This window comes from Alteromonas lipotrueae (assembly GCF_019249215.1).
GTDB classification, from domain to species: Bacteria; Pseudomonadota; Gammaproteobacteria; order Enterobacterales; family Alteromonadaceae; genus Alteromonas; species Alteromonas lipotrueae.
Map to the genome: position 1 here is coordinate 90,855 of NZ_JAESDI010000005.1, position 21,834 is coordinate 112,688.

General features: G+C 43.3%; 19 protein-coding genes. 11 read left to right on the forward strand and 8 right to left on the reverse strand.

The features are described 5' to 3' along the window. The first annotated feature begins 7 nt into the window (after positions 1-7). Genes JKP82_RS06825 through JKP82_RS06855 form a run of 7 tightly spaced genes read left to right on the forward strand, consistent with a single transcriptional unit; the run spans position 8 to position 8,468 of the window. A complete protein-coding gene (locus tag JKP82_RS06825; RefSeq protein WP_218396354.1) occupies positions 8-2,161 on the forward strand; it encodes a dihydrolipoyl dehydrogenase family protein in 2,154 nt (717 codons plus the stop codon). A gap of 13 nt (positions 2,162-2,174) precedes the next feature. Further along, the gene (locus JKP82_RS06830; protein ID WP_258544353.1) at positions 2,175-3,053 is read left to right on the forward strand and encodes a DUF547 domain-containing protein; all 879 of its coding nucleotides are present in this window, start codon (positions 2,175-2,177) and stop codon (positions 3,051-3,053) included. Then, positions 3,040-4,500: an ABC transporter substrate-binding protein gene (locus JKP82_RS06835; RefSeq protein ID WP_258544354.1), complete on the forward strand. Its 1,461-nt coding sequence runs from the start codon at positions 3,040-3,042 to the stop codon at positions 4,498-4,500. Before JKP82_RS06830 ends, JKP82_RS06835 begins: the two co-directional genes overlap by 14 nt. Continuing rightward, complete coding sequence (locus tag JKP82_RS06840; RefSeq protein WP_246604433.1) at positions 4,500-6,353, forward strand: ABC transporter permease; 1,854 nt, start codon at positions 4,500-4,502, stop codon at positions 6,351-6,353. Before JKP82_RS06835 ends, JKP82_RS06840 begins: the two co-directional genes overlap by 1 nt. Next, positions 6,350-7,027, forward strand: coding sequence for an ATP-binding cassette domain-containing protein (locus JKP82_RS06845; protein WP_159529923.1), 678 nt, complete (start codon positions 6,350-6,352; stop codon positions 7,025-7,027). The genes JKP82_RS06840 and JKP82_RS06845 overlap by 4 nt, the downstream gene beginning before the upstream one ends. After that, positions 7,021-7,680, forward strand: a complete 660-nt coding sequence (locus JKP82_RS06850) for a CDP-alcohol phosphatidyltransferase family protein (RefSeq protein ID WP_159529925.1) — start codon at positions 7,021-7,023, stop codon at positions 7,678-7,680. The genes JKP82_RS06845 and JKP82_RS06850 overlap by 7 nt, the downstream gene beginning before the upstream one ends. Continuing rightward, positions 7,680-8,468: a sterol desaturase family protein gene (locus tag JKP82_RS06855; protein WP_159529927.1), complete on the forward strand. Its 789-nt coding sequence runs from the start codon at positions 7,680-7,682 to the stop codon at positions 8,466-8,468. Before JKP82_RS06850 ends, JKP82_RS06855 begins: the two co-directional genes overlap by 1 nt. Before the next feature lie 18 nt (positions 8,469-8,486). Here the strand turns inward: JKP82_RS06855 and JKP82_RS06860 are convergent, their stop codons facing one another. Then, on the reverse strand, positions 8,487-9,065 hold the full coding sequence (locus JKP82_RS06860) for an exopolysaccharide biosynthesis protein (protein ID WP_159529929.1): 579 nt from the start codon (positions 9,063-9,065) through the stop codon (positions 8,487-8,489). 198 nt (positions 9,066-9,263) lie between these two features. Here JKP82_RS06860 and JKP82_RS21005 point away from each other — a divergent pair, with 198 nt between their 5' ends. Continuing rightward, a complete protein-coding gene (locus tag JKP82_RS21005; RefSeq protein ID WP_159529931.1) occupies positions 9,264-10,754 on the forward strand; it encodes a sensor domain-containing diguanylate cyclase in 1,491 nt (496 codons plus the stop codon). Here JKP82_RS21005 and JKP82_RS06870 read toward each other — a convergent pair. Then, a complete protein-coding gene (locus JKP82_RS06870; RefSeq protein WP_218396358.1) occupies positions 10,751-11,794 on the reverse strand; it encodes an alcohol dehydrogenase family protein in 1,044 nt (347 codons plus the stop codon). The genes JKP82_RS21005 and JKP82_RS06870 overlap by 4 nt on opposite strands. A 12-nt stretch (positions 11,795-11,806) precedes the next feature. Continuing rightward, a complete protein-coding gene (locus tag JKP82_RS06875) occupies positions 11,807-12,343 on the reverse strand; it encodes a TetR/AcrR family transcriptional regulator (RefSeq protein ID WP_218396360.1) in 537 nt (178 codons plus the stop codon). 408 nt (positions 12,344-12,751) lie between these two features. On the opposite strand from JKP82_RS06875, the gene JKP82_RS06880 reads away from it, so the two are divergent. Next, a complete protein-coding gene (locus tag JKP82_RS06880) occupies positions 12,752-13,390 on the forward strand; it encodes a hypothetical protein (protein ID WP_218396362.1) in 639 nt (212 codons plus the stop codon). 2 nt (positions 13,391-13,392) lie between these two features. Then, complete coding sequence (locus tag JKP82_RS06885) at positions 13,393-14,202, forward strand: DUF3307 domain-containing protein (protein ID WP_218396364.1); 810 nt, start codon at positions 13,393-13,395, stop codon at positions 14,200-14,202. On the opposite strand, the gene JKP82_RS06890 is transcribed toward JKP82_RS06885, so the two are convergent. From JKP82_RS06890 to JKP82_RS06905, 4 genes are all read right to left on the reverse strand, one after another. Further along, positions 14,199-16,259 (reverse strand): bifunctional diguanylate cyclase/phosphodiesterase, encoded by a 2,061-nt coding sequence (locus JKP82_RS06890; protein ID WP_159529940.1) that lies wholly within the window; start codon positions 16,257-16,259, stop codon positions 14,199-14,201. The two genes, JKP82_RS06885 and JKP82_RS06890, sit on opposite strands and share 4 nt — an antisense overlap. Further along, positions 16,256-16,741, reverse strand: coding sequence for a YfiR family protein (locus JKP82_RS06895; RefSeq protein ID WP_218396365.1), 486 nt, complete (start codon positions 16,739-16,741; stop codon positions 16,256-16,258). Before JKP82_RS06895 ends, JKP82_RS06890 begins: the two co-directional genes overlap by 4 nt. Before the next feature lie 9 nt (positions 16,742-16,750). Continuing rightward, on the reverse strand, positions 16,751-17,809 hold the full coding sequence (locus JKP82_RS06900) for a transporter family protein (protein WP_218396367.1): 1,059 nt from the start codon (positions 17,807-17,809) through the stop codon (positions 16,751-16,753). 324 nt (positions 17,810-18,133) lie between these two features. Further along, positions 18,134-18,979 (reverse strand): DUF4437 domain-containing protein, encoded by an 846-nt coding sequence (locus tag JKP82_RS06905; protein ID WP_159529946.1) that lies wholly within the window; start codon positions 18,977-18,979, stop codon positions 18,134-18,136. Positions 18,980-19,213: 234 nt separating this feature from the next. Here JKP82_RS06905 and JKP82_RS06910 point away from each other — a divergent pair, with 234 nt between their 5' ends. Continuing rightward, positions 19,214-20,167, forward strand: a complete 954-nt coding sequence (locus JKP82_RS06910) for a LysR family transcriptional regulator (protein WP_218396369.1) — start codon at positions 19,214-19,216, stop codon at positions 20,165-20,167. Between the two features lie 39 nt (positions 20,168-20,206). Here the strand turns inward: JKP82_RS06910 and JKP82_RS06915 are convergent, their stop codons facing one another. Continuing rightward, on the reverse strand, positions 20,207-21,580 hold the full coding sequence (locus tag JKP82_RS06915) for a hypothetical protein (protein WP_218396371.1): 1,374 nt from the start codon (positions 21,578-21,580) through the stop codon (positions 20,207-20,209). Positions 21,581-21,834: the final 254 nt, after the last annotated feature.

Consider the following 21,834-nt stretch of genomic DNA (forward strand, 5'->3'; position numbering starts at 1 on the left):
ATAGTTTATGTTTAAGAAAATTGCACTTATCGCCGTATTGGTGGCTGCCGTTTTTGGCTTTTTTTACTTAGATTTGAATACCTATCTTACCCTTGATGGTTTGAAAGGCTCATTAGATACCTTTACACAACAAATTGAAGAAAACCCATTGGTAAGTATTGGTGTCTTCTTCGCTATTTATGTTGCAGTAACAGCTTTATCGTTGCCCGGTGCTGCCATTCTTACCTTAGCCGCGGGTGCCTTATTTGGACTAGTGCAAGGTTTTGTTATTGTATCGTTTGCATCAAGCGTAGGTGCTACCTTAGCCTTCTTAGTGGCACGCTTTATTTTACGCGATACCGTAAGAAAGCGTTTTGGTGAAAAGCTTAAAAAGATTGACGAAGGCGTTGAAAAACAAGGTGCTTTCTATTTATTCACATTGCGTTTAGTGCCCGTGTTTCCGTTCTTCCTGATTAATCTGTTGATGGGCTTAACATCAATTAAAACGTGGACATTCTACTGGGTAAGTCAGTTAGGCATGTTGGCGGGAACCATCGTATATGTAAATGCTGGTACCCAGCTTGCGCAGATAGACAGCTTATCGGGCATTGTATCGCCAGGACTTATATTATCGTTTGTATTACTGGGTATATTCCCGTGGATTGCTAAAGCCATTGTGGCGTTTGTTGAGCGTCGCCGTGTATACAAAGGCTATAAAAAGCCGGCTAAATTCGATAGAAACCTTATTGTTATTGGCGCAGGTGCGGGTGGCTTAGTGACCAGCTATATTGCCGCAGCGGTAAAAGCGAAAGTTACGCTTGTGGAAGCCGGTGAAATGGGCGGTGACTGTTTGAACTATGGTTGCGTACCAAGTAAAGCCCTCATCAAAACTGCCAAAGTAGCCAACCAGATGCGTCAAGCTGAAAACTATGGTTTGCACAGTGTTGAACCTACCATGTCTTTTAAAACAGTGATGCAGCGTGTACATAACGTTATTGGTACTATCGCGCCGGTAGACAGTGTAGAGCGCTACACCAGTTTGGGTGTGGATGTAGTAAAAGGCTACGCGAAAATCATCGATCCTTGGACGGTGGAAATAAAGCAAAACGATGGCGGCATGCAAACCTTAACGACCAAAAGCATTGTAGTGGCTACGGGCGCAAGCCCGTTTGTACCGCCATTGCCAGGTATTGAAGAGAGTGGCTACGTAACTTCTGATACGTTATGGAGCCGTTTTGCTGAATTAGAAGAAACGCCAAAACGCATGATTGTATTAGGTGGCGGCCCGATTGGTTGCGAACTAGCCCAAGCCTTTGCGCGTTTGGGCAGTGACGTCACTCAAGTTGAGCGAGCACCACAGCTTATGGGCCGTGAAGACAAAGAAGTCGCTGAATTTTCAGAAACCGTACTTCGCGATAGCGGCGTAAACGTATTAACCAGCCACGACGCCCTTCGTTTTGAAAATAAAGACGGTGTTAAAACCTTAGTATTAGCGAAAGACGGCAAAGAAAGCGCTATTGAATACGATGAAGTGATTGTGGCGGTAGGGCGTAAAGCACGCCTTAACGGTTTTGGGTTAGAAGAGTTAGGCATTCAATTTGACCGCACTATTGAAACCGATGACTACCTACAAACCTTAATGCCTAACATTTATGCGGCGGGTGATGTAGTTGGGCCATATCAGTTTACCCATGTTGCATCGCATCACGCTTGGTATGCTGCGGTAAATGCTTTATTCGGTATCTTTAAAAAATTCAAAGTTGATTACCGTGTTATTCCTTGGACTACCTTCATCGACCCTGAAGTAGCGCGGGTAGGGTTAAGCGAAAACGATGCAGCTGAGCAGGGCATTGAAGTAGAAGTCACCCGCTACGAGTTTGAAGAACTTGATAGAGCCATTGCAGAGAGCGCTATTAAAGGCTTTATAAAAGTACTGACACCGCCGGGCAAAGATAAAATTTTAGGGGTGACCATTGTGTCTGAACACGCTGGTGATTTGCTCGCGGAATTTGTATTAGCCATGAAGCACGATTTGGGACTTAACAAATTACTTGGCACTATTCACGCTTACCCAACGTGGGCCGAGGGTGCCAAAAACACTGCTGGTACATGGAAGCGCGCTAACACACCAGAAAAGTTACTAAGCTATGTGGAAAAATTCCACACTTGGCGTCGTGGTTAATAGGGCAGCAATTATGATGAAACTATCTTTAGGCCTAAACCGCTTAAAAAGAACAACCCAATTACTTGTCGTAACTGCGCTACTGGTTATGCCACTGGCGCACGCTGAAGAAGGGTTACACACTCCCTTTTCAGCAATGCTAGCTAAATACGTTGTGCCTATTAACCCGGTGACCACGCGTGATGGAGTAGAAATTAAGGGTACGAGCACAGAAGTTGATTATGCGGGTTTTAAAGCTTCGCAAAGTGAGCTTTCTGCTTATCTGAAAAGTTTATCGGCAGTGTCGAAAGATACGTTTAGTCAGTGGGATAAAAACACGCAGTTAGCGTTTTTAATTAATGCGTACAATGCGTATACCATCGATTTAATATTAACCCGCTACCCCGATTTAACCTCTATTCGAGATATTGGCGGTTTCTTTTCATCACCTTGGAAGCAAGCTTTTGCGCCACTGTTAGGTGAAAAGCGTACCCTCGACGATTTAGAGCACGGTCTCATTCGTGCAAAGGGAGTGTATAACGAACCTCGCATTCACTTTGCAGTAAACTGCGCCAGTATTGGTTGCCCTGCATTACGTGAAGAAGCCTATGTGGGCGATAAGTTAAGTGAACAATTAGAACAGCAAACCGTTCGTTTTTTATCTGACAATAGCCGCAATTATTACGATGGTAATACCCTACACATTTCGAAAATTTTTAGTTGGTACAAAGAAGACTTTGAAATGAAGTGGCGTGATTCATCAAGCTTAACTGGGTTTATCGCTCAATATGAGAATGCGCTTTCATTCAAAGATGGTTCGGCACTCGATGACAATGACATAAAAGCGATTCTGTCAGGGAAAAGCGACATTGAGTTTTTGGATTACAACTGGGCGCTGAATGACCAAGAGTAATTTATCGTTAGTGGCATTAGGCAGTTTGTTTTGTCTAATGCCACTGTGTATGTTCGATGCCCTAAGGATTAGTTTAAGAGGGGCTGCAGGTGTTCGTGTAGCTGTTGAAGCAGCCGTTCAAGTCATTGCTCGATTAGTGGCTCATATTGCGGGTCAGGTGACGGGCCTTTTAAAAGCCATTTTAAGCGTAATAACGACCGTAATGTTTACTATTACGTTGGCTTACGCACTTGAGCCCGCCCAAGCGCAGGCTCAAATAAATGCGGATGCTCAAACAAGTACTCAATTAAAAGATCAGCCTCAAAATCAATCACCAGCTTCAAATCAGATTTTAGGCGATGCGCCGACGGTGCAGTTCCATGCGTGGGGCGGTAGTGCTCAAGTGAACGGGTATATTCAGTGGGTAAGCCAGCAAGTAAGCAAGCAATATAATATAACCTTAAACCACGTGAAACTAGCCGACACCAGCGATGCGGTGTCTCGTGTACTTGCCGAAAAAGCCGCCGGTAATCATACCCAAGGTAGCGTTAACTTAATTTGGATTAATGGCGAAAATTTTGCCGCCATGAAACGCCATAATTTATTATTGAAAGACTGGGCAAATAGTATTCCTAATTTTGCACTCACTAATCCGTCTCGAAACCCTGCAATGATCACCGATTTTGGTATTGCTACCGACGGGCAAGAAGCACCGTGGGGCAAGGCGTCTATGGTGTTTTATTATAATCACCGATTTGTAGAAAAGCCTCCGCTGAATATTCATGAGTTACTTGCCTTTGCCAAGCAATACCCGGGTCGATTCACCTACCCAATACCCAACGATTATTTAGGTATAAGCTTTTTAAAGTATGCGGCTATTGCGTTAAATGAAGATCAACAGGGCTTGCTGTATCAGCCGGTAACTGACACTGCATTGGCGAAAATCACCCTCGCGCTTTTTGAATACCTAGATGCGTTGCATCCTCTGATGTATAAACAAGGGGATTATATGCTGCGCCAGGCTTCACAACTACAACGTTTAATGGGAACCAGCGAATTACTTTTGGCCTTTTCTTTTACCGCCGCAGAAATACCCAGTGCAGTAAATCGTTTTGACTTACCTAGCAGCATTCGTACCTATGCGATGGAAGACGGCAGCCTGGCGAACGTGCATTTCATAGGCATTACTTACAACACCGAAAATGTTGAAGCTGCTAAGCAGGTGGTGAATTTTTTATTATCTCCCCAAGCCCAAGCGAAAAAACAACAATTGGCAGTGTGGGGTGACGACTCAGTACTCGACTTTTCTATGCTTGCTGCTAACGACAAAGCGATGTTTAAACCTGTTTCGCACCACGTTTCTGCAATAAACAAAGAAGAGGCAGTGCCACTTTTCGCTGAGCCTCATAGCAGTTGGACAGATGCCATACGACAAGCATGGTTTGACCGTTACGGTGAGCGGTTCTAATGTCGGTGTTCTCACGATTCACATTGCTTCGCAGCATGACACTTTTTCAACGCATAACGCTGAGCGTACGGGTGCTACTTGTTTTGCTGTTAAGCCTGCCGGTATTAGCAGGGCTTGTTGGTGTGATGTTACCTGCTTTTGGTTACTTTCCCGCACTGGATGCGCATGATTTTACCTTCACTGTTTTTGCACAGTTATTGGCGATAGATGGCATGGGTAAAATGGTGCTGTTGTCATTTATCACAGGCTTGTCAGCCACCGTAATTTCAGTTGCTAGTGCCTTTTTACTGTTGGCGGTATTTTACCGCTCAGCCTATCTCAATAAACTGCAAACTTGGCTTAGCCCGTTATTAGTCTTGCCACATGCTGCAGCTGCCATTGCGTTATTATTCGTGCTTTCACCCTCTGGCTTCTTTTCGAGCATCGCGGCAAATTTTAGTAACATACTAAGTAGTATAGGAACCGATGAAGCAGCTAGTGTAGGTGGCGCTAGTACGCTATTACCGCCGATGTGGGCATTTCCGTACGACAGTTACGGCATCTCTATTATTATTGCGCTGGCCCTTAAAGAATTACCTTTCGTATTTTTAATGGCGATAACTGTGATGTCGCAGCCACATGTTAAACGTAAGTTCGATGGCTATTTTAAAAGCGCGACGGCGCTAGGTTACTCGCCGGTAACCGTATTCTTTAAAGTCATTTTCCCCACCGTTTATCCTCAAGCGCGTTTACCCATATTGGCTGTGTTAGCCTATGCCACGGCGAATGTGGAGATACCCTTGCTACTAGGCCCAAATAACCCGCCCACGCTAGCAGTGGCAGTGGTGCAATGGTTCAACCATGTTGATTTATCGATGCGCTTTCAGGCATCGGCAGCTGCACTGTTACAAGTAGCAGTAACGCTAGTAGCACTGTGTGTATGGGTTGTGGGTGAACACGTAGCAAAGTATGCTCAAGGGCGTTTCTACTCAAATGGCTTTAGGCACACAGGTCAAGTGTTTTCCTCGTTACTGGCGTACGCCATAGTTGCAGTTTACGCCGTGATAGTACTCTCGATAATCGTCAGTACCGTACTTTGGTCTTTTGCCACTTTTTGGCAGTTTCCTGCTTTTTTACCAGCAGGGTTAACCTTATTGCATTGGAAAACCACGCTTTGGGCACTGGCTGAGCCTTTCAATAATACCCTGTTGCTAGCCACGTTAGTGAGCGGCTTTTCGGTGATAGTCGCTATCATGGCGCTAGAAGCAGAAACGGTTAGCGGGCATGGAGACCATAATAGTAAACCTACGTCTTACTTTAACGGATGGTCAGGGGCGTTGTTGTCACTTACTTTGTTTTTACCACTGCTAGTGCCAGGCGTGGCCTTCTTATATGGCTTAGTATGGTTTCAATTAGCCTATTTTAACGAGGCCGTGTGGTTTCATTTATTTATTAGCCATCTTGTTTATGTATTGCCTTATGTGTTTATTTCGTTGGCGGTGGCTTATCGTAAGTTTGACCCTAGGTATGCGCAGGTAGCTTATGGCATGGGAAAAACACCATGGCAGGTATTTGTGAACATAAAGCTACCGTTATTGCTTGCCCCTATACTGGTGGCTTTTGCATTAGGGCTGGCTATTAGTTTCAGCCAGTATTTGCCTACCTTGCTAAGTACCGGTGGGCGTATTGCTACTGTTACCACAGAAGCGGTGGCCGCGGCATCGGGTAGCAGTGCTCGGTTGACTGCAGTGTATGTGATAGTACAAACGCTTATGCCCTTATTGGGCTTTGTATTGGCCTGGTGGTTGCCCACAGTTTGTTTTAACCCGATGGGGCGCTATTCGCTTCTACAAACACGGAAATCGAAATTATGACCTTGAAATTAGATAAGGTGAGTTTGTTTCGATACACAGATACCTTGTTTTCACTCGATGAAGAGATTAACCCAGGCGAAGTGCTTTCTATCATGGGGCCAAGCGGCTCTGGCAAATCGACCTTACTTAACGCAATTGCTGGGCAATTAACTGCGCCTTTTTCCATGAAGGGTAGTATATACATTAATGATAAGTGCATTAACGGCATGCCAGCTCATAATCGTGGGGTAGGCGTGCTATATCAAGACCCTTTGCTTTTTGAACATATGACAGTTGGGCAAAATATTGCGTTTGCATTGCCTAGCAATATGCTTGATAAAGCTTCGATTCATAATGCGCCTAGTAAAAAAACGTTATCAAGAGCGCAGCGTGATCAACGGGTGACTGAGATGTTAGCCGAAGTGGGGCTTGAAAGTTTACAGCATCGACCCGTACAGACCTTATCGGGCGGACAACAGGCGCGTATCGCCTTGTTGCGAACGTTGGCTGCCGCACCTAATGTGGTGTTACTCGATGAGCCGTTTAGTAAATTAGATGCTGCAACCAAAACTCAAATGCGAACTTGGGTATTTAGTCAGCTTAAAGCCCGTGGTCTACCCACCTTATTGGTCACGCACGATAGTGAAGATGTAGAAGCTGCCCAAGGGCGCTTAATTGAGATAGAAACATGTTAGATGCGAAAGTTACGCCTTTTATAAAGCCGCTGTTAAGACCCATGATTTTGGCGCTGAGCAAAGCCTGCGTTACCCCAAATCAAATTACCTTGGCTGGTTTTGTTATTGGTATGCTGTCGGTTCCTGCCATTATCAATGGGTGGTGGGCAATGGCGTTCATATGTATTGTTGCAAATAGAGTATCCGATGGTATTGACGGCGAACTTGCTCGCTTTCAGCAAAGTAGCAGTAGTGCAGGTGGCTTTTTAGATATTTGTTTAGACTTTTTATTCTACGCTGCCGTGCCGTTAGCGTTTGGTGTAGCAAACCCTGCCGAATGGGGTGTACCTGCGCTAGTGCTAATGGCCGCGTTTGTAGGCACGGGCAGTAGCTTTTTGGCCTTCGCCGTAGCCGCAGAAAAATTTAATATCGAAAAACCACAGTTTAAGAATAAGAGCTTTTACTATATGCAGGGGCTTACCGAGGGTACCGAAACCATACTCTTATTTTTAGCATTCTGTATATGGCCAGCGTATTTTCCGGTGTTGGCTTATGTTTTTGCGGTAGCGTGTGGCATTACCATCATCACCCGAGTTTACAGTGGTTTTACTACCCTTAAAGCTGTAGAAGGTATTGATGATTACTGCACTAATAAAGAGAAAGAGAAGCAATAGTGGATAACACTGCACTTGTACGAGTCTGTCTATTTTTAGGCATTTTCGTGATAATGGCTTTGCTAGAAGCATGGCTGCCTGCTAGGCAATCGGTATTGGGGCGAGCCAGCAGGTGGAAAGGCAACCTGAGTATGGTGGTATTAGGCGCGCTGTGCTCAAAAGTGGTGATGCCCGCCAGTTTAGTGGGTGTGGCTCTATGGGCGGATAGTACTAATGTGGGGTTATTTAACCGCGTAAGTTTGAGCCATTGGGTTGTGGTTGCGCTTAGTGTATTGCTGCTTGATGTGGTGATTTATTGGCAGCACAGACTATTTCATAAAATTCCTCTGCTGTGGCGTATTCATAAGATGCACCACGCAGACAGTCATGTAGATACCACCACAGGGCTTCGCTTCCATCCTATCGAAATTGTATTAAGCTTGTTCATTAAAGCGGCGGTGGTTATTGCGTTCGGTGTGCCTGCTATTGCGATAGTTATTTTCGAAGTTGGTTTGAACGGATTTGCCTTGTTTAACCATGCGAATATCCGACTGCCTCAAAAATGGGATGACAGAATTGGGATGGTTATCATTACCCAACGGCTGCACCGCATCCACCACAGCCAGACAAAAGCAGAGTCTAATACTAATTTTGGTTTCAGCGTCTCTTGGTGGGACAAACTCTTTGGCAGCTTCAAAAGCCGCGCAACCATGCGCGATGAAGATATTGCTATTGGCCAAAAAGAATACCCAGCAACAAACGATAATGCAGGCATAATAGCATTGCTGAAAATACCATTTAATCGCTAAGTTTTACGTGATTACTCTCTACAATAAGCCAGAAACCTTCAGAGCTAAATACACAGTCCCCAGCTGAATTATCATCCCTAGGCCAATAAACACACCGTCTCGGTTGGTCATGCCTATAGCGGTTAATGTTAGCGCAAAAGCAGGGAGTGCTACGGCGAAAGGAACAACCTCAAGAGGGATCATACACAATGATGCTATAGCACAATAACCTGCAACTATATTTTTCCATGGCGTTTTTGATAGTACTGTTAAACGTGGTTTTAACAGCCTCTCGGTTTTTTTAACGTAAGGTTTGGCTCTGTCTACCGCGTTTTCTAACTTGTCTTGTTTAATTTCTTGTTTAGTAATTTTATTTGGTAACCAAGGCGCACTTCTGCCTAAAGCAACTTGTATACAGATTAGAAAGAGGGTGATACCACATAAGGAAGGCACGCCGGGAATGGCGCCAGTAGGCAGTAGTGCAATTAGTGAAGGTATGAGTAGTAGTGGACCAAAGCCTCTGTCTTCGAAGCGAGCAATAATATCTCCTGCGCTTTGCTTTTTTCCTTCGTCTTCATCAACTAGCTTGTCCAAAAGCCCACTTATTGATTCATTCATGTTGACCCATTCGTAAGTTATCTCGCATCCTAAAGAATGACACTATGGTGAAACATAGTTGCTGTAATTTATTACGTAAGTTTCTTGCAATGGTTTACTGCAAAAATTGTTACATTCTGGACTATTGGCTAAGGAGCGTGTTTTACCAATATGTACTAAAGTAAAAGCTAATTGTTTAACTTCCCATAAGGGGGATATGTGAAGCCAAATGAAGGCATTGCATTGTTACGTCAACTCCCTACGTGTTTGTTGTTCAAACGTCTTGGTGATACAGCGTTTGACGTAAGCATTGCATTTGCGCGTCAGTTTGGTGAGGCAGTGGTATCTGATGCGTTCTTAGACAGCCTGCGTTTTTTCGATCCTATTACTAAAGATGAGCTTTCTGGTAGCTATCATCCATTCGCTATAGCAGAGGAAACCTTGCACCTTTGCCAATGGGTACGCATTCAATCTTATGAAAGGGGGATTCAGTTTTTTATAGAAAGTGCGGTTATCACGGTCGGCGGCGTTAGCTTAGTGGTTATCAACGCAAAGGCGGTTCAAAATAATTTGTTTATCGCGCCGGAAGAATCTTCACCCGTGGGCAAACACATTACGTTTAATGGGCTACTTTCAACTCTATCTTCGCAGCTTATAAATACTACCAGTGACAAAGTAGATAGTCTTATAGAGAATATTTTAGGCGCGTTCGGTGAATTCTGCGATCTTGACCGCTGCTATTTATTCGAATTTTATGACGACAAAAAATTCGCCTGTAACACCCACGAATGGGTAGCTGCAGGGGTAACGCCTTATAAAAATGATCTTCAAGCGTTACCGATGGAAACCATGCCTTACCTTGATAGAAAGATTAAGCAAGATGGCCTTTTTAAAGTGAATAATGTGGCCTATTTACCAAGAGAAGCCGCGGGGGAAAAAGAGGAGTTTGAGCGAGAGCACATTTGTTCAATTCTTTGTGCCGCGATTGAATTGGATGAGGGCATTTTCGGTTTCATTGGCTGTGATATCACGGGTAGCCCTTATACGTGGCGTGATTATGATATTAAGTACTTAGAGCGTATCGCGCAGATGTTGGCTAACACATTACAAAACGCGCATAACGAACGGGCTCTGTATGAGGCAAAACAACAACTTATAGAAGCCAACCTCAAGTTGGCAAAGCTTGCCAATATAGATGGCTTAACCGGTATAGCGAACAGAAGGCTGTTTGACGATACATTGCAAAGCGATATACAAAGAAGCGTTCAGTGTAAAATGCCACTAAGCTTATTATTAATTGATGTCGATCACTTTAAAATTTACAACGATTGTTATGGGCATGTGGCGGGCGATCGTGTGTTAATAAAGGTTGCAGAAATACTGAAGGAAACCTGTGTTGGTAATGACGATGTAGTGGCAAGGTATGGTGGAGAAGAGTTTGCTGTCATCATGCCATTTACTGACATGAATTCCGCACTCAAAGTAGCAGAGCGTATTCGAAGCAATATTGAGCAAGCGGCCATTGTGTTCAAACAGTCAAGCTACAACAGCAGGCTGACGATAAGCTTAGGCGCTTCCACAATGGCATTTACTCATCCAGTGAGCCCTAATGAATTAATTCAGCGTGCCGATGCTGCACTTTATTTGGCTAAATCGCTAGGGCGTAATCGCGTCGATGTATGGGAAAACCGTGAAACAGCGCTGCGTTAAAACGTAAGCACCAGTTTTCCAATATGCGCTTTTTGTTCGAAGTCTGTTTGCGCTTGTTTTATATCTTCAATGGGGTAAGTTTTAGAGACAAGTGGGCCAATATCGCCTGCTTCAATGCGTTTCACTACGTTGCCAAATACCTCTTCACAAATCACAGTACAGCCCAGTAATTGTAAATCTTTTAAGTACAAGGTTCTAACATCTAAGGTTACGCTATGCCCACCAATAGCACCCGATACTGCGTAGCGACCAAAGGGGCGCATCATATCAAGTAGCTCAGGCCATCTTGGTCCTGCCACCAAATCGATAACAACATCAAACGGCTTATCTTTCGTATACGTTAACCAATTACAGTCGCGGGTTAGGGTGTCGTCTGCCCCCAGTGCTTTCAATGCTTCTTGTTTTGATTCACTGGTGATAGCCACTACAAAAGCGCCTCGTGCTTTTGCTAATTGCACTGCAGCAGAGCCAACGCCACCAGAAGCGCCAGTAACAAGCACCCTGTCTCCCGCCGCTACTTTAGCGCGGTGCAGCATGTTTTCAGCGGTAGAATATGAACATGGAAAGGAAGCAAGTTCGGCATCTGACATGGTTGTATTTACGGTATACGCATGTTTTGCAGCAACTTTTGTGTACTGTGCAAAACCACCGTCGCATTCAGATCCAAAATACCAAGGTGAAGGTAATTTAGCACCATCCGCTTCGGTTAAGCAGGGTTCAATCATTACCCGCTCACCAATGCGTGCAGTGTCTACTTCACTGCCTACAGCCACAATATAGCCGCATACATCTGCGCCCTGTATTCGAGGAAGTGCGAACGGTTCACCATTCCACGATTCCACGTCAGTGCCATCGTCCTTTGTGTACCATCCCTTGCGGGTATTTATGTCTGTGTTATTGACACCCGCGGCGGCCACTTTAATCACAACGTCGGTGGTAGCTGGAATAGGCAGGGAGAGATCGTGACGAAGACTAAGCGCATCAAGATCGCCATGGCGTGTAAGTACGACCCCTTTCATGTGTGAGGGAAGTTGTGACATAAATTGTCTCCTTTAAGATAAACCGTGTTCTACAAGTGTTTGATCTAACATAGCTTGCGTTGTGGTTAACGCTTCTTCGCCCATGGTTGGCCACGCAGCCGACATACCTTCATGCATAATGAAAAGTGAACGAGACAGTGATTCGCTTTGGGTTAAGTCGTAAAGCCATTGGCGTACGTCGGCTTTATGAGTATTTACGGCTGTGGTTATCTGTGTGTAGTTTGGGTAGCTAGATAAGGCTTGTAGTGACATGCATCCGTTAGGGGCGTATTGCTGTAGCCATAACGCCAAACGTGAAAAAACATGCTGTACTGCGGCTTTCATATCGTTCGGGAAGTCTGTTGCTAGAAATGATAAATACCGCTGGTGGCGATGGGTGAGCGCCCCAATGATCATCTCTTCCTTAGAAGGAAAATATTTGTATAAGGTTTTTAGCGTAGTGCCTGTTTGTTCTTTTAACGAGGCGACATTAGGCTGGGTGAAGCCATTAACGCTAAATGCGTTTTCTAACCGTGCGGCAATGTCATTTTTTCGCTCATCGGGTGTCATTTTGATCTCCAATCTCTGGCCAACTTCTACGAGACGGGTAGAATATTTGCTCTACTTTAATGAGGTGAGGGTAGAGCAATCATTCTACCTTTGCAAGTCGCAGTATAAGATTGGGGAATATCCCTTCGTACACGGCCTTTTTTGAGTGAGTAATTTGCGCTGATTCGTGTCGTTATTCTGTTTCTGTTACCGTTTAGAGTAACCTTTCGATAAGTGATTGTTTATGGTAACTTTGTTAAATGTGATTATTTATAGTAACTTTATAACTAAGCAAACTAACTGCCGTGTAATATTGCACTTGTATAAAAACACAGGCAATCTGAGTCGTGTCTATGATGCAAGTTCGTGAACACGAGGGCAAACTGGCTAATGATGAACTAAAGCGAGCTGTCACCGAAAAGGGAAGGTATGGATAATACAAAAAAGCGGCAGGCGGTGATAACCGGTGATATCGCAAACTCACAGCAGTTAAGCGATACTGATTTAGCACATGTGTTACAGGTGCTAACCAACGAACTTAAAGCGCAATCTGCATTATACAACGGGCAGTACGACGTATTTCGTGGTGATGCTTTTCAAGTTGTCATACCTGAGCCTGAAAGTGCTATGCTTGTCGCCATTTGCATCAGGTTAGCATTAAAAGCCTGCACGCCCACTACAGATGTGCGTATTAGCGTAGGGATTGGTGGAGTAAGTTTTACTGATGGAAAAGTGAAAACTGGAAATGGTGACGCCTTCGTACGCTCGGGTAGGACGCTGGATAGTATGAAGTCCCAATTCCTCGCTTTTTCAAGCGACAATGAAGCGTTTAATAAACACGCAAGTCTATTGACTGCATTTGTCGATAGTCATATGACTTCCTTAACGCAAACACAGTCAGAAACGTTACTTGCCTATATTAAAGCAAAAGATAAAGGTCACGAAAGTATAGCGAATACACTGGGGAAAACCCGTAGCAACATCACCCGTATTTTAATCGCGAGTCAATATCACCTAGTTAGTGATTATTTGCATTACATGGCAACAGAAGTGAAAACGGAGCAGTAAGCATGGAGCAACTTAGCATGGTAATAGGGCTATTGGTTGCCCATTTACTGGGAGACTTCTATTTTCAGCCAACTCGCTGGGTGGAAAGCCGAAACACTAAACATCTGCAATCGCCTGCGTTATACCTTCATGCTCTACTGCATGGTGTGCTAGCACTTATTACGTTGTTCGCCGTGTCGGTATTTACGACAAAAGAGGCGGGCATGGCGGATATCGATATTGCAGCATTATTGATGGTAGCTGGTGGGGTATTAATAAGCCATTTTGTTATTGATGCAATAAAGTCTTACGCGGGAAGCACAACACTAGCGTTTGCAGTCGATCAAGCCGCGCACATAGGTGTAATTGTTATTTTATGGGCGATGCTTACTAATCAGGTCGGGGCATTGTTTAAGCAACTCTTACTGGTTAATCACCAGCATCTGGCCTTACTCTTGGCGTACTTAATTATTTTAAAACCAACGTCCATTTTCATAAAACAACTTCTGTCGCCATGGAGCAAAGAGCTTGATGAGCATGCCAAACCTAAAACAACTAGCCCACTGGTTCAGCTTCCTATACAAAATACGCTCGCCATGGCAGGGCAGCGAATTGGCTATTTAGAGCGGTTGCTTATTCTTACCTTTGTACTGCTCAATCAATTTGCTGCAATAGGTTTTCTACTTGCTGCTAAATCAATCTTTCGGTTTGGTGATTTGACAAAAAGCGAAGACAAGAAACTAACGGAATATGTATTACTGGGCACATTAACGAGTGTAGTCATTACGCTAGCGGTCGGGCTTACCGCTAGGTGGTTTGTTGGAAAAATTTAGTTCTCGATAGTTTCTAGCATCAATGTTGCAGCTGCACCCACCTGTAAGGGAGGATGGTAATAGTAGCCTTGAATCACGTCGCAGCCCATTTCACGCAGGCGTACAAGCTGGTTTTCTGTTTCTACGCATTCACCCACCGTGGCTAGGTTAAGTCCTTTGGCCAGCATAACAATAGCGCTTACAATACCATCGTTAGATTTTGACTTGCCTAGTTTTTTAACGAAGCTGCCATCAATTTTCAATTTATCAATGGGTAACGTAGAAATATAGCTTAAGCAGGAATAGCCGGTACCAAAGTCATCAATGGATACTTTAAAGCCCAATTTTTTTAGTTTCTTCAGTGATGTTAATGCAAATTCGGTAGAGCTTATAAACGTATTTTCAGTCAGTTCAATTTCAATGAATTCAGGCGGAATCTGGTTACACGACATAATCTCGGCAATTTGCTCGGCACAATCTAATTGGGTAATAAAACAAGCTGGCAAGTTAATCGCAATAGGCACTATAGGAATCCCTTGTGCACGCCATTGATTCATTTGAGCGCTCACACGATTTAAAATCCATATGCTCAGCATATTGATAAGACCTGCTTCTTCAGCAATAGGTATGAAGTGTGAAGGAGGAATATAGTTACCTTCATCATCTTGCCAACGTATTAACGCTTCCATGCCTTGAACATGACCAGAATGGGCACAAATTTGGGGCTGATAAACCATATGAAAAGCATCTTCAAGTTTTAGCGCTTGTCGAAGTTGCCCTTCCACAGACAGTCGATTTAATGAATTCTCTAACATGCCGTTATCGAAGAAGCAGAACTGGCCTGGTCCATTCTCTTTCGCATGATACATACTGGTATCGGCATGCTTTAAGAGGGATATGCCGTTTTCATTCTGAGTTTCATATATTGCGATACCAATACTGGTAGAAATGTGAAGTTGATGACCTTCCAATAGCATCGGTTCACTCAAGCTCGCGATAATTTCATTCGCAAGGTACGCTAAATCATCTTTAGAGTGAGTTTCTTCAACCATAACAACAAATTCATCGCCACCCCACCTAGATACACTGTCTTGTCGTTTCACAATTTCAGTCAGCTTTTTCGAAACTTCAATAAGTACCTTATCGCCAATATCATGCCCTAAACTGTCGTTGATAAGTTTAAAGCGATCTAAATCTAGAAACATGACGGCCAGTGGGCTGCCATATTTATTGGCTTTGTTTACCGCAAGTTCCAATTGATCCAAAAATAGGTGGCGATTCGGTAAGTGCGTTAACGCATCATAATTGGCACGTTGGTAAAGTTGGCGAGTTCGAAGCTCTACTAAACTCTCAAGCTCAGTATTATGAGCCTTTAGCTGCTCTTGGTGATTTTCAACGGTTGCTAAAATATCGTTAACGCCAGAAAATAATTCGCCTAATTCATCATTGCGTACTGCTGGCAGGCGAGTGTGATATTCACGAGATGTTGCGACTTTTCTAATAAGCGCGATCAGTTTGTCGATGGGGCTGGTAAAGAGTTTCTGTAAACGAAAATTTAGCAAGTAAGAGAGCAGCATGCTTAGCAACAATACGCTTAATACTACCAGCATTGCTTGATGCTGTTGTGTATCAAGAGAGTGCGTACTGGCCGATAACAAAAGGTAGCCAATAATTTCTTTATCAAAAATGATAGGTTCTAAAAAGTAAAGCGCATCGTCTTTAAAGGTGGCCCCTAAAGGTAGCTGCTGGGGGGAGATTAAGTCGAAGACGCCTTCTCTGGCATATTCGGCGAACAGGTTAAATTCAGCATCGTAAACCTTGGCGGTTAACGTAGCTTGCAACTGCGATGCTGCAAACAGTAAATCTTGGGTAGGTTGAGCGTCATTGAAAAGTACCGATGAACGGCTGGCCGAAGCCAACAATTTAGACTGGCTGCTAAGCACGTTCACTAAGTTAGTTTTGTAATCATCCACAAAATTGGAATACAGTAAACCCGCTACTAGGCATAGCGATAGGAAGTTAACCGAGAGGATGGCAAACAATTGTTTTGTGAAAAACGACGTAGAACGAAATATCATTTTATTTTCGCTACCTTCAACAATTCGGAGCTAATCGATAAATTAAGACGCTCAGCCTCTGCTAAATCAATTTCAAACCTTAACCGGTTGTTTTCCTCATAAAACGTAAATACCGATGGGCGGTCAATAAGGTTAGGTAAATCACTTATAATGATGGTTGAAGTGGTAAGGTTTAACAGGCTGTCATCATTTTTGGTTAGGAATGCAAAGGTGCAGCTCTGTTTACCATCTAACACAACGATGCGAATGGGTGCACCACTGCTACTAGGCCTGCTTTCAACTAACTGGGTTAAAAATTGCTGAAACGCCTCATCATTCTGCACGCAAAAATTGACCGAGTCAGTGTTAATACTGCTCCATGTCATAAATTTTGTGAAGTTAAACATGTAAGCCGCTTTAAGCTTGTCGACCTTTTTTAGGTCAGCAAATGCTGAGTGACTGACACCTAAGGTCAGAACGACAACAATCAGTAATGAACGCATATACAACGCTTAATACAACACAGAAAGTTGAAGGCCAGCTCGCCACAACTCTTGGGGTTGAGGGCCATTTAGATTTTGATATAAAGGCTTACTGACATCGGCAACCACTTTTAACCAGTCGATGGGAACAAATGAAATCCCCCCGAACACACTTACTTTTTCTCCGCCATACAGATCAGGATTAGTAATACTTGCAGGGTAGGGGTTGTTACCACCTATCGTGATTTCATCGTCTTGCCCGTGGATAGATTCTGAGTAGCCAAAGGCGACTCCAGTGAACAATGCTGTGCTCTGGGAAAGTGGGAAGTTATATTTTCCACTAAGTTTATAGTTGTTTCCTAGGCGATAGTTCCTATCGTTGGTACCCGTGCGGAGCATGGCTGATAGGGTGATAGTAAATGCGTGCTCGCCCTTATTTTGATAACTCACTTCAACAGGGAAGTCGTAGGTTCCCGAGCCTAGCTGCATTGTGTAGGGAAGTTGTTGATTACCTGCATCTCTAGGCGTATCGCCTTGCTCATCGATGGATCCGGTTGGCAAACTAATTCCCGCTGTTACCCACCAACTAAAATCACTATTGTCTTCTAACGCATAACTTGCTGAAAGCGCAATATCGCCCATGCCTGAAGATGAAATAACAAAATGTTCGTAACCTGGTACTACACTGATATGGTCAGTTTCTTGGTGAATGAAAGGAACTTGAATTCCGAGTTTTAGACCTTCATTTACTTGGTAACCTAGTTGAACAATTTTAGCGTACTGGTCGATAATTGTCGGTACAACAGGAAAGTTGTTTGTAGTTCGTGGTTCTTCACCAGGCGAGAACAACACATCATCGAGACTTATATCGCTATCATCGATTTTATAGCCATCAAATTCTGCGGCTTTTAGTTGTACAGAGAAGCTCCACTTATTCGCTGAAAATTGCTGAGTATCGTTTTCGTTTATATCAATATCAAGCAACGCTTGAAAGCTTAATTCAGCGAATTCTGAAGGTGTACTTTGGGCTAATGCATTAGAGGTAAAAGAAACTAAGCCAAAACTGGCTATTCTCAGAAATGTTCTCATTGATGTGCTCCGAGATTGGCCAAGGGAAAAGTAAACACAAAGAAGAATGCAAAGTATAAGGTAATGCTACACTATTACAAACTTCTAATATACTCGTCAACCAAATATGGGAGCTATTCAACTAATTGATTAGGAAGGAATAAGTTAATAAACAAATGAAAAATTTTCCACCTATTAATAGCCTATTAAGAACGCGTTTCAATTTAATGCAGAAGCCAACCAACAGCTCACAAGTCACGGCCTTTTACGGTACGGGCTAACTAAAAACTAGAACAAGTGAGTTAACCCTTTAAAGCTATAGGCTTAACCCACTCATTATGGTTATTAGAATACGCGGTATGCACTATCGGTGCGAATATAAATAGTCGCTTCTTGCTGACCTTCATTCACTAGTTGATGGTTAAAGGTGCCAGTAGACTCCACATAGCTACCCGCACTTAACGATATAGGTGATGTTACTTCTACTGACTGATAATCTACGTCGCCAGCTATAACGACAGCGCGAAATTCGCTGGCGCGTGTACCAATAGTGCCTTTAAAGCCAGCGGGTAATTTTACCATTGAGCCATTCATATCGCCGGAGCTGCCCCACAAATAAGTAGACGAGACACCCGCTGCAGTTATGTCGTGCAGCTCACCACTGTTAAGCCACACAATGTTGTCTTTATGCAGGTTTAACGGGCGTTCACCATTATCAAAATGCTCATTAGATGGTTGTACCAAATAAGGGCCAGAATCAATTTCTAAATAGATTAAATTGGCGCTGCCGTTTGCTGCTGTGGTGTGATCTTCGCCAGCAGGTTGGGTCCAAAAAGAACCCGCAGGCATCCACATTTTACCTGCACTAGGATCGTCATTATGCATAGCACCTTCAATCACAATGCCGCGATACGTAATATTATGAATATGCGGTGGAGACTCAAAACCTTTATTAAAACGTACTAGCATACCGGTTGCAGTATCTTTAGTGCGGTCGCCCCAAAGGTCTGCTGCGCCTGGGCTCTTATCGCCGCGAAGCGGGTTAAGGTAACCCCATTCAATATCATCTGCTGCTACGACCTTAGATGCTGTTTCTGCGGCAAACGCTGATGTACTTGTAAATGATGTTGAAAGTGACACGGCGCTAGAAAACGCAAGTGCGAGCGATGTTGCTTTAACTGTGAATTTCATTTTTAAACCCTTTAACTTGATTGCTTGGGTGTATTTTATGGGCTGAAAGGCAGTGGATAAATGGGCTAATCGCCAATACACTTTCGTTAAAACGTGGATAATAGTTGCTGTACTTGAAGATATTGATTCGGTTTTAGCTATAATGAAAGGAACCTGGCTAAAGTTTATGCCATTGTAGTTACACAACCATAGCGTTAATAAAACTAAATTCTACTAAATAAAAAAGAAGATGTTATGAAGATAGAAGACTTGCAAGTATTGCTCAAGGTGGCAGAACTGCATTCAATAACTGCTGCAGCGAACCAGCTAGACATAAGTTCCTCTGCCGCAAGCGTAGCATTAAAGCGTATAGAGCAAGAGCTTGGCACTCAACTGTTTGTGAGAACTACCCGCAAAATACGAATATCCCCTGAAGGTGAGCGTTTTCTACCCTTATGTCAGCAAGCAGTAGACTTGCTGCAACAAGGTGTTATGCGTATTAGTGAAGAGCAGCAAGACATTAATGGCGAAGTGAAAATGGCCATGTCTTCGGAGATGGGACGTAACCTAATGCGGGTTTTGCTAAACGATATTATGGCGGAACATGAAGACGTATCAGTTAGGTTACAGGTAAGTGACAGCCGTGTGGATTTCTACCGCGACGGGGTAGACGTTGCACTAAGAGCCATGACCAAAAGCGCGGTTCAAGAGCTCAATATGTATGGGTTCAAAATTTGTAATATTCCACACTTTATTTGTGCTTCGCCACGCTATATTGAAAAGTATGGGGAACCTACTAGCCCCGAAGAATTAGCAAATCACAATGCATTGCTTTACAAATTGTACGAGCTAACCCACGACGGTTGGGATTTGTATAAAGACAAAGAGAAATTCAAAGTTAAAGTGAAAAGTAACCGTGCAGTGAATGACGGCGATATTGTGCGCCGATGGTGTGTTGATGGGGTGGGAATCGCAAAGAAATCGGTTATTGATATTGCAGAGGATTTACTGGCGGGGCGCCTTCAGCGGGTTATGCCTGCTTATCAAATTTCCCTAACTGAAATGTGGCTGGTGTTACCTAGCAGACAACTTATAACGCCTGCTATACGGCTAATTAGGGATGAACTGAAGGTGAAAATAAATACGCTTAGAAACGCGCTGATTGAAAAAGAAATGATAAGTGAAGAAGACTGGCCTGCATCAGAATAACCCGCAACAGTAGGATGAATAATTCAGCAGGTAAAAAATTCACGGGTTTTCACGGACTTCCAGTGCTTCAATATTGATAATAGTAGAGCGGTTTAGGGTTATCTTAAATCGTTGTACTTGCTGCTGCTTTTGTTTGTTGGTATGCATCAGCACAACGTTTATTTGATAGCGTCGCTCAACGGCTTGTTTAGTAATTTTGTTGTTTTCTAAAGAATACAGCCTACCTTCACCTTTCTTTAGAAAGCGAACAAAGGGGGTGAGGTTAAAATAAATACGTTGCTGTATGTCGTCGTAACCTGGCAGGAAGTTTTTCGCATTTACGCGAGTGTCGCTGCGAAAATGAAGTAACTGTGCCGCTTGTTTGTTTTGTTGCCTGCGGGTTTGATACAACTTATCAACTTGCTTCGGTAAATCTTTATTGCGAATGTATTCAAGCCAAATAGTTTGGGTGGCTATTCTGCTTTTATTCACACTGTGGCTATAAATAATCTTCCATTTCGGTAGCCCTTTTTGAATACGCCGCCAAATTACCCGCGTAATGTCTTCTTTAAAGATTTCCCTTAGCCCGTAAATAACCCCAAGAATACCTACAAAGGCGACGGTAACTTCAGTGAAGTTAGTACGAGCGTTCAACACCAATACCATCACTAAAGCCATAATAATTGCGGTAACCGTGCCACGCACTAGGCGGTTTAAATAGGTATTCAAACTTTTGGTTTTTTTCTGGAACACCACGCCGTACTCAATTAAGCGCTGTAATAACCGCATTTTGTTAGTAATACGATTGGGATCATCCAGTGTGATTTGTGAATTGTATTGATTATCTTCACGGTATTGGTTCTCACGGCGACAAAAATCGAAAAGAAATTTTCGCTCACTGGAATAATCACTGCTTTTAGGTGCAGCCGATAACAACTTCAAAAATGACTGCTCTACCTGCCAACTTAAATAGTTGTCTGCATTTTCGAAGTAAGCCCTTAATTTTTCATCAGTGGGTGTATAACGCCTGAGCTTTTTCAACAAACTAGAGGTTTGTTCTGCAAGTTCTATAGCTTGGGGGTAAAAGGTTTTGCTGTCTTTTAACTTGAGGGTTTGTTTTATATCAGTGTCGAGTGCGGTACGTATTTGATACGAGTACAAATTCAAGTTTAAGCGGTAATCACTCTGCTCGCCTTTTTTCTGACTGATAAAGCGACTGCGTACCAGTGGTACATGGAGTTGATCGGAGTAGTAGGCACTGTGATTTTGAATGCTATGGTGAAAATATTGTTCTTCGGTGAGGGTTTTAGCGCTAATTCCCATGTCGTCAGGCAATGAAAAAAACAGGTCAAGACGCTGATGATCGCTTGGTAGCAGCTGATAATCGACTCTAATAGATAGGTTTTCATCTTGTGTAAGTTTAATTTTTTGCACTTAAGTAATTTTCGCCTTGTTTGTCACAGTGTTGCAGCTTCTTACGAAAGTATGCACTAGTTTGGTTTTGTTAAGAAGAATACTAGGGATAATCTAACCCATATAGGGTGGCAATGCATTTTGAAATTATTTGAGGATACTTATTATGCCCATCCATTTAACTAGTACTTATTCCAGGCATGCATAGTATCTAGAACTTTTTTGAGTGTTTTATGAACTGCTTTTAGGTTAGTGCTTAGCGTAATAAATTGTTC

Excerpts from the sequence above, each read along its gene's own strand:
- JKP82_RS06825 (WP_218396354.1), top strand. The coding sequence starts at position 8 with ATGTTTAAGAAAATTGCACTTATCGCCGTATTGGTGGCTGCCGTTTTT.
- JKP82_RS06830 (WP_258544353.1), top strand. The coding sequence starts at position 2,175 with ATGATGAAACTATCTTTAGGCCTAAACCGCTTAAAAAGAACAACCCAA.
- JKP82_RS06835 (WP_258544354.1), top strand. The coding sequence starts at position 3,040 with ATGACCAAGAGTAATTTATCGTTAGTGGCATTAGGCAGTTTGTTTTGT.
- JKP82_RS06840 (WP_246604433.1), top strand. The coding sequence starts at position 4,500 with ATGTCGGTGTTCTCACGATTCACATTGCTTCGCAGCATGACACTTTTT.
- JKP82_RS06845 (WP_159529923.1), top strand. The coding sequence starts at position 6,350 with ATGACCTTGAAATTAGATAAGGTGAGTTTGTTTCGATACACAGATACC.
- JKP82_RS06850 (WP_159529925.1), top strand. The coding sequence starts at position 7,021 with ATGTTAGATGCGAAAGTTACGCCTTTTATAAAGCCGCTGTTAAGACCC.
- JKP82_RS06860 (WP_159529929.1), bottom strand. The coding sequence starts at position 9,065 with ATGAATGAATCAATAAGTGGGCTTTTGGACAAGCTAGTTGATGAAGAC.
- JKP82_RS06870 (WP_218396358.1), bottom strand. The coding sequence starts at position 11,794 with ATGTCACAACTTCCCTCACACATGAAAGGGGTCGTACTTACACGCCAT.
- JKP82_RS06875 (WP_218396360.1), bottom strand. The coding sequence starts at position 12,343 with ATGACACCCGATGAGCGAAAAAATGACATTGCCGCACGGTTAGAAAAC.
- JKP82_RS06880 (WP_218396362.1), top strand. The coding sequence starts at position 12,752 with ATGGATAATACAAAAAAGCGGCAGGCGGTGATAACCGGTGATATCGCA.
- JKP82_RS06885 (WP_218396364.1), top strand. The coding sequence starts at position 13,393 with ATGGAGCAACTTAGCATGGTAATAGGGCTATTGGTTGCCCATTTACTG.
- JKP82_RS06890 (WP_159529940.1), bottom strand. The coding sequence starts at position 16,259 with ATGATATTTCGTTCTACGTCGTTTTTCACAAAACAATTGTTTGCCATC.
- JKP82_RS06895 (WP_218396365.1), bottom strand. The coding sequence starts at position 16,741 with ATGCGTTCATTACTGATTGTTGTCGTTCTGACCTTAGGTGTCAGTCAC.
- JKP82_RS06900 (WP_218396367.1), bottom strand. The coding sequence starts at position 17,809 with ATGAGAACATTTCTGAGAATAGCCAGTTTTGGCTTAGTTTCTTTTACC.
- JKP82_RS06905 (WP_159529946.1), bottom strand. The coding sequence starts at position 18,979 with ATGAAATTCACAGTTAAAGCAACATCGCTCGCACTTGCGTTTTCTAGC.
- JKP82_RS06910 (WP_218396369.1), top strand. The coding sequence starts at position 19,214 with ATGAAGATAGAAGACTTGCAAGTATTGCTCAAGGTGGCAGAACTGCAT.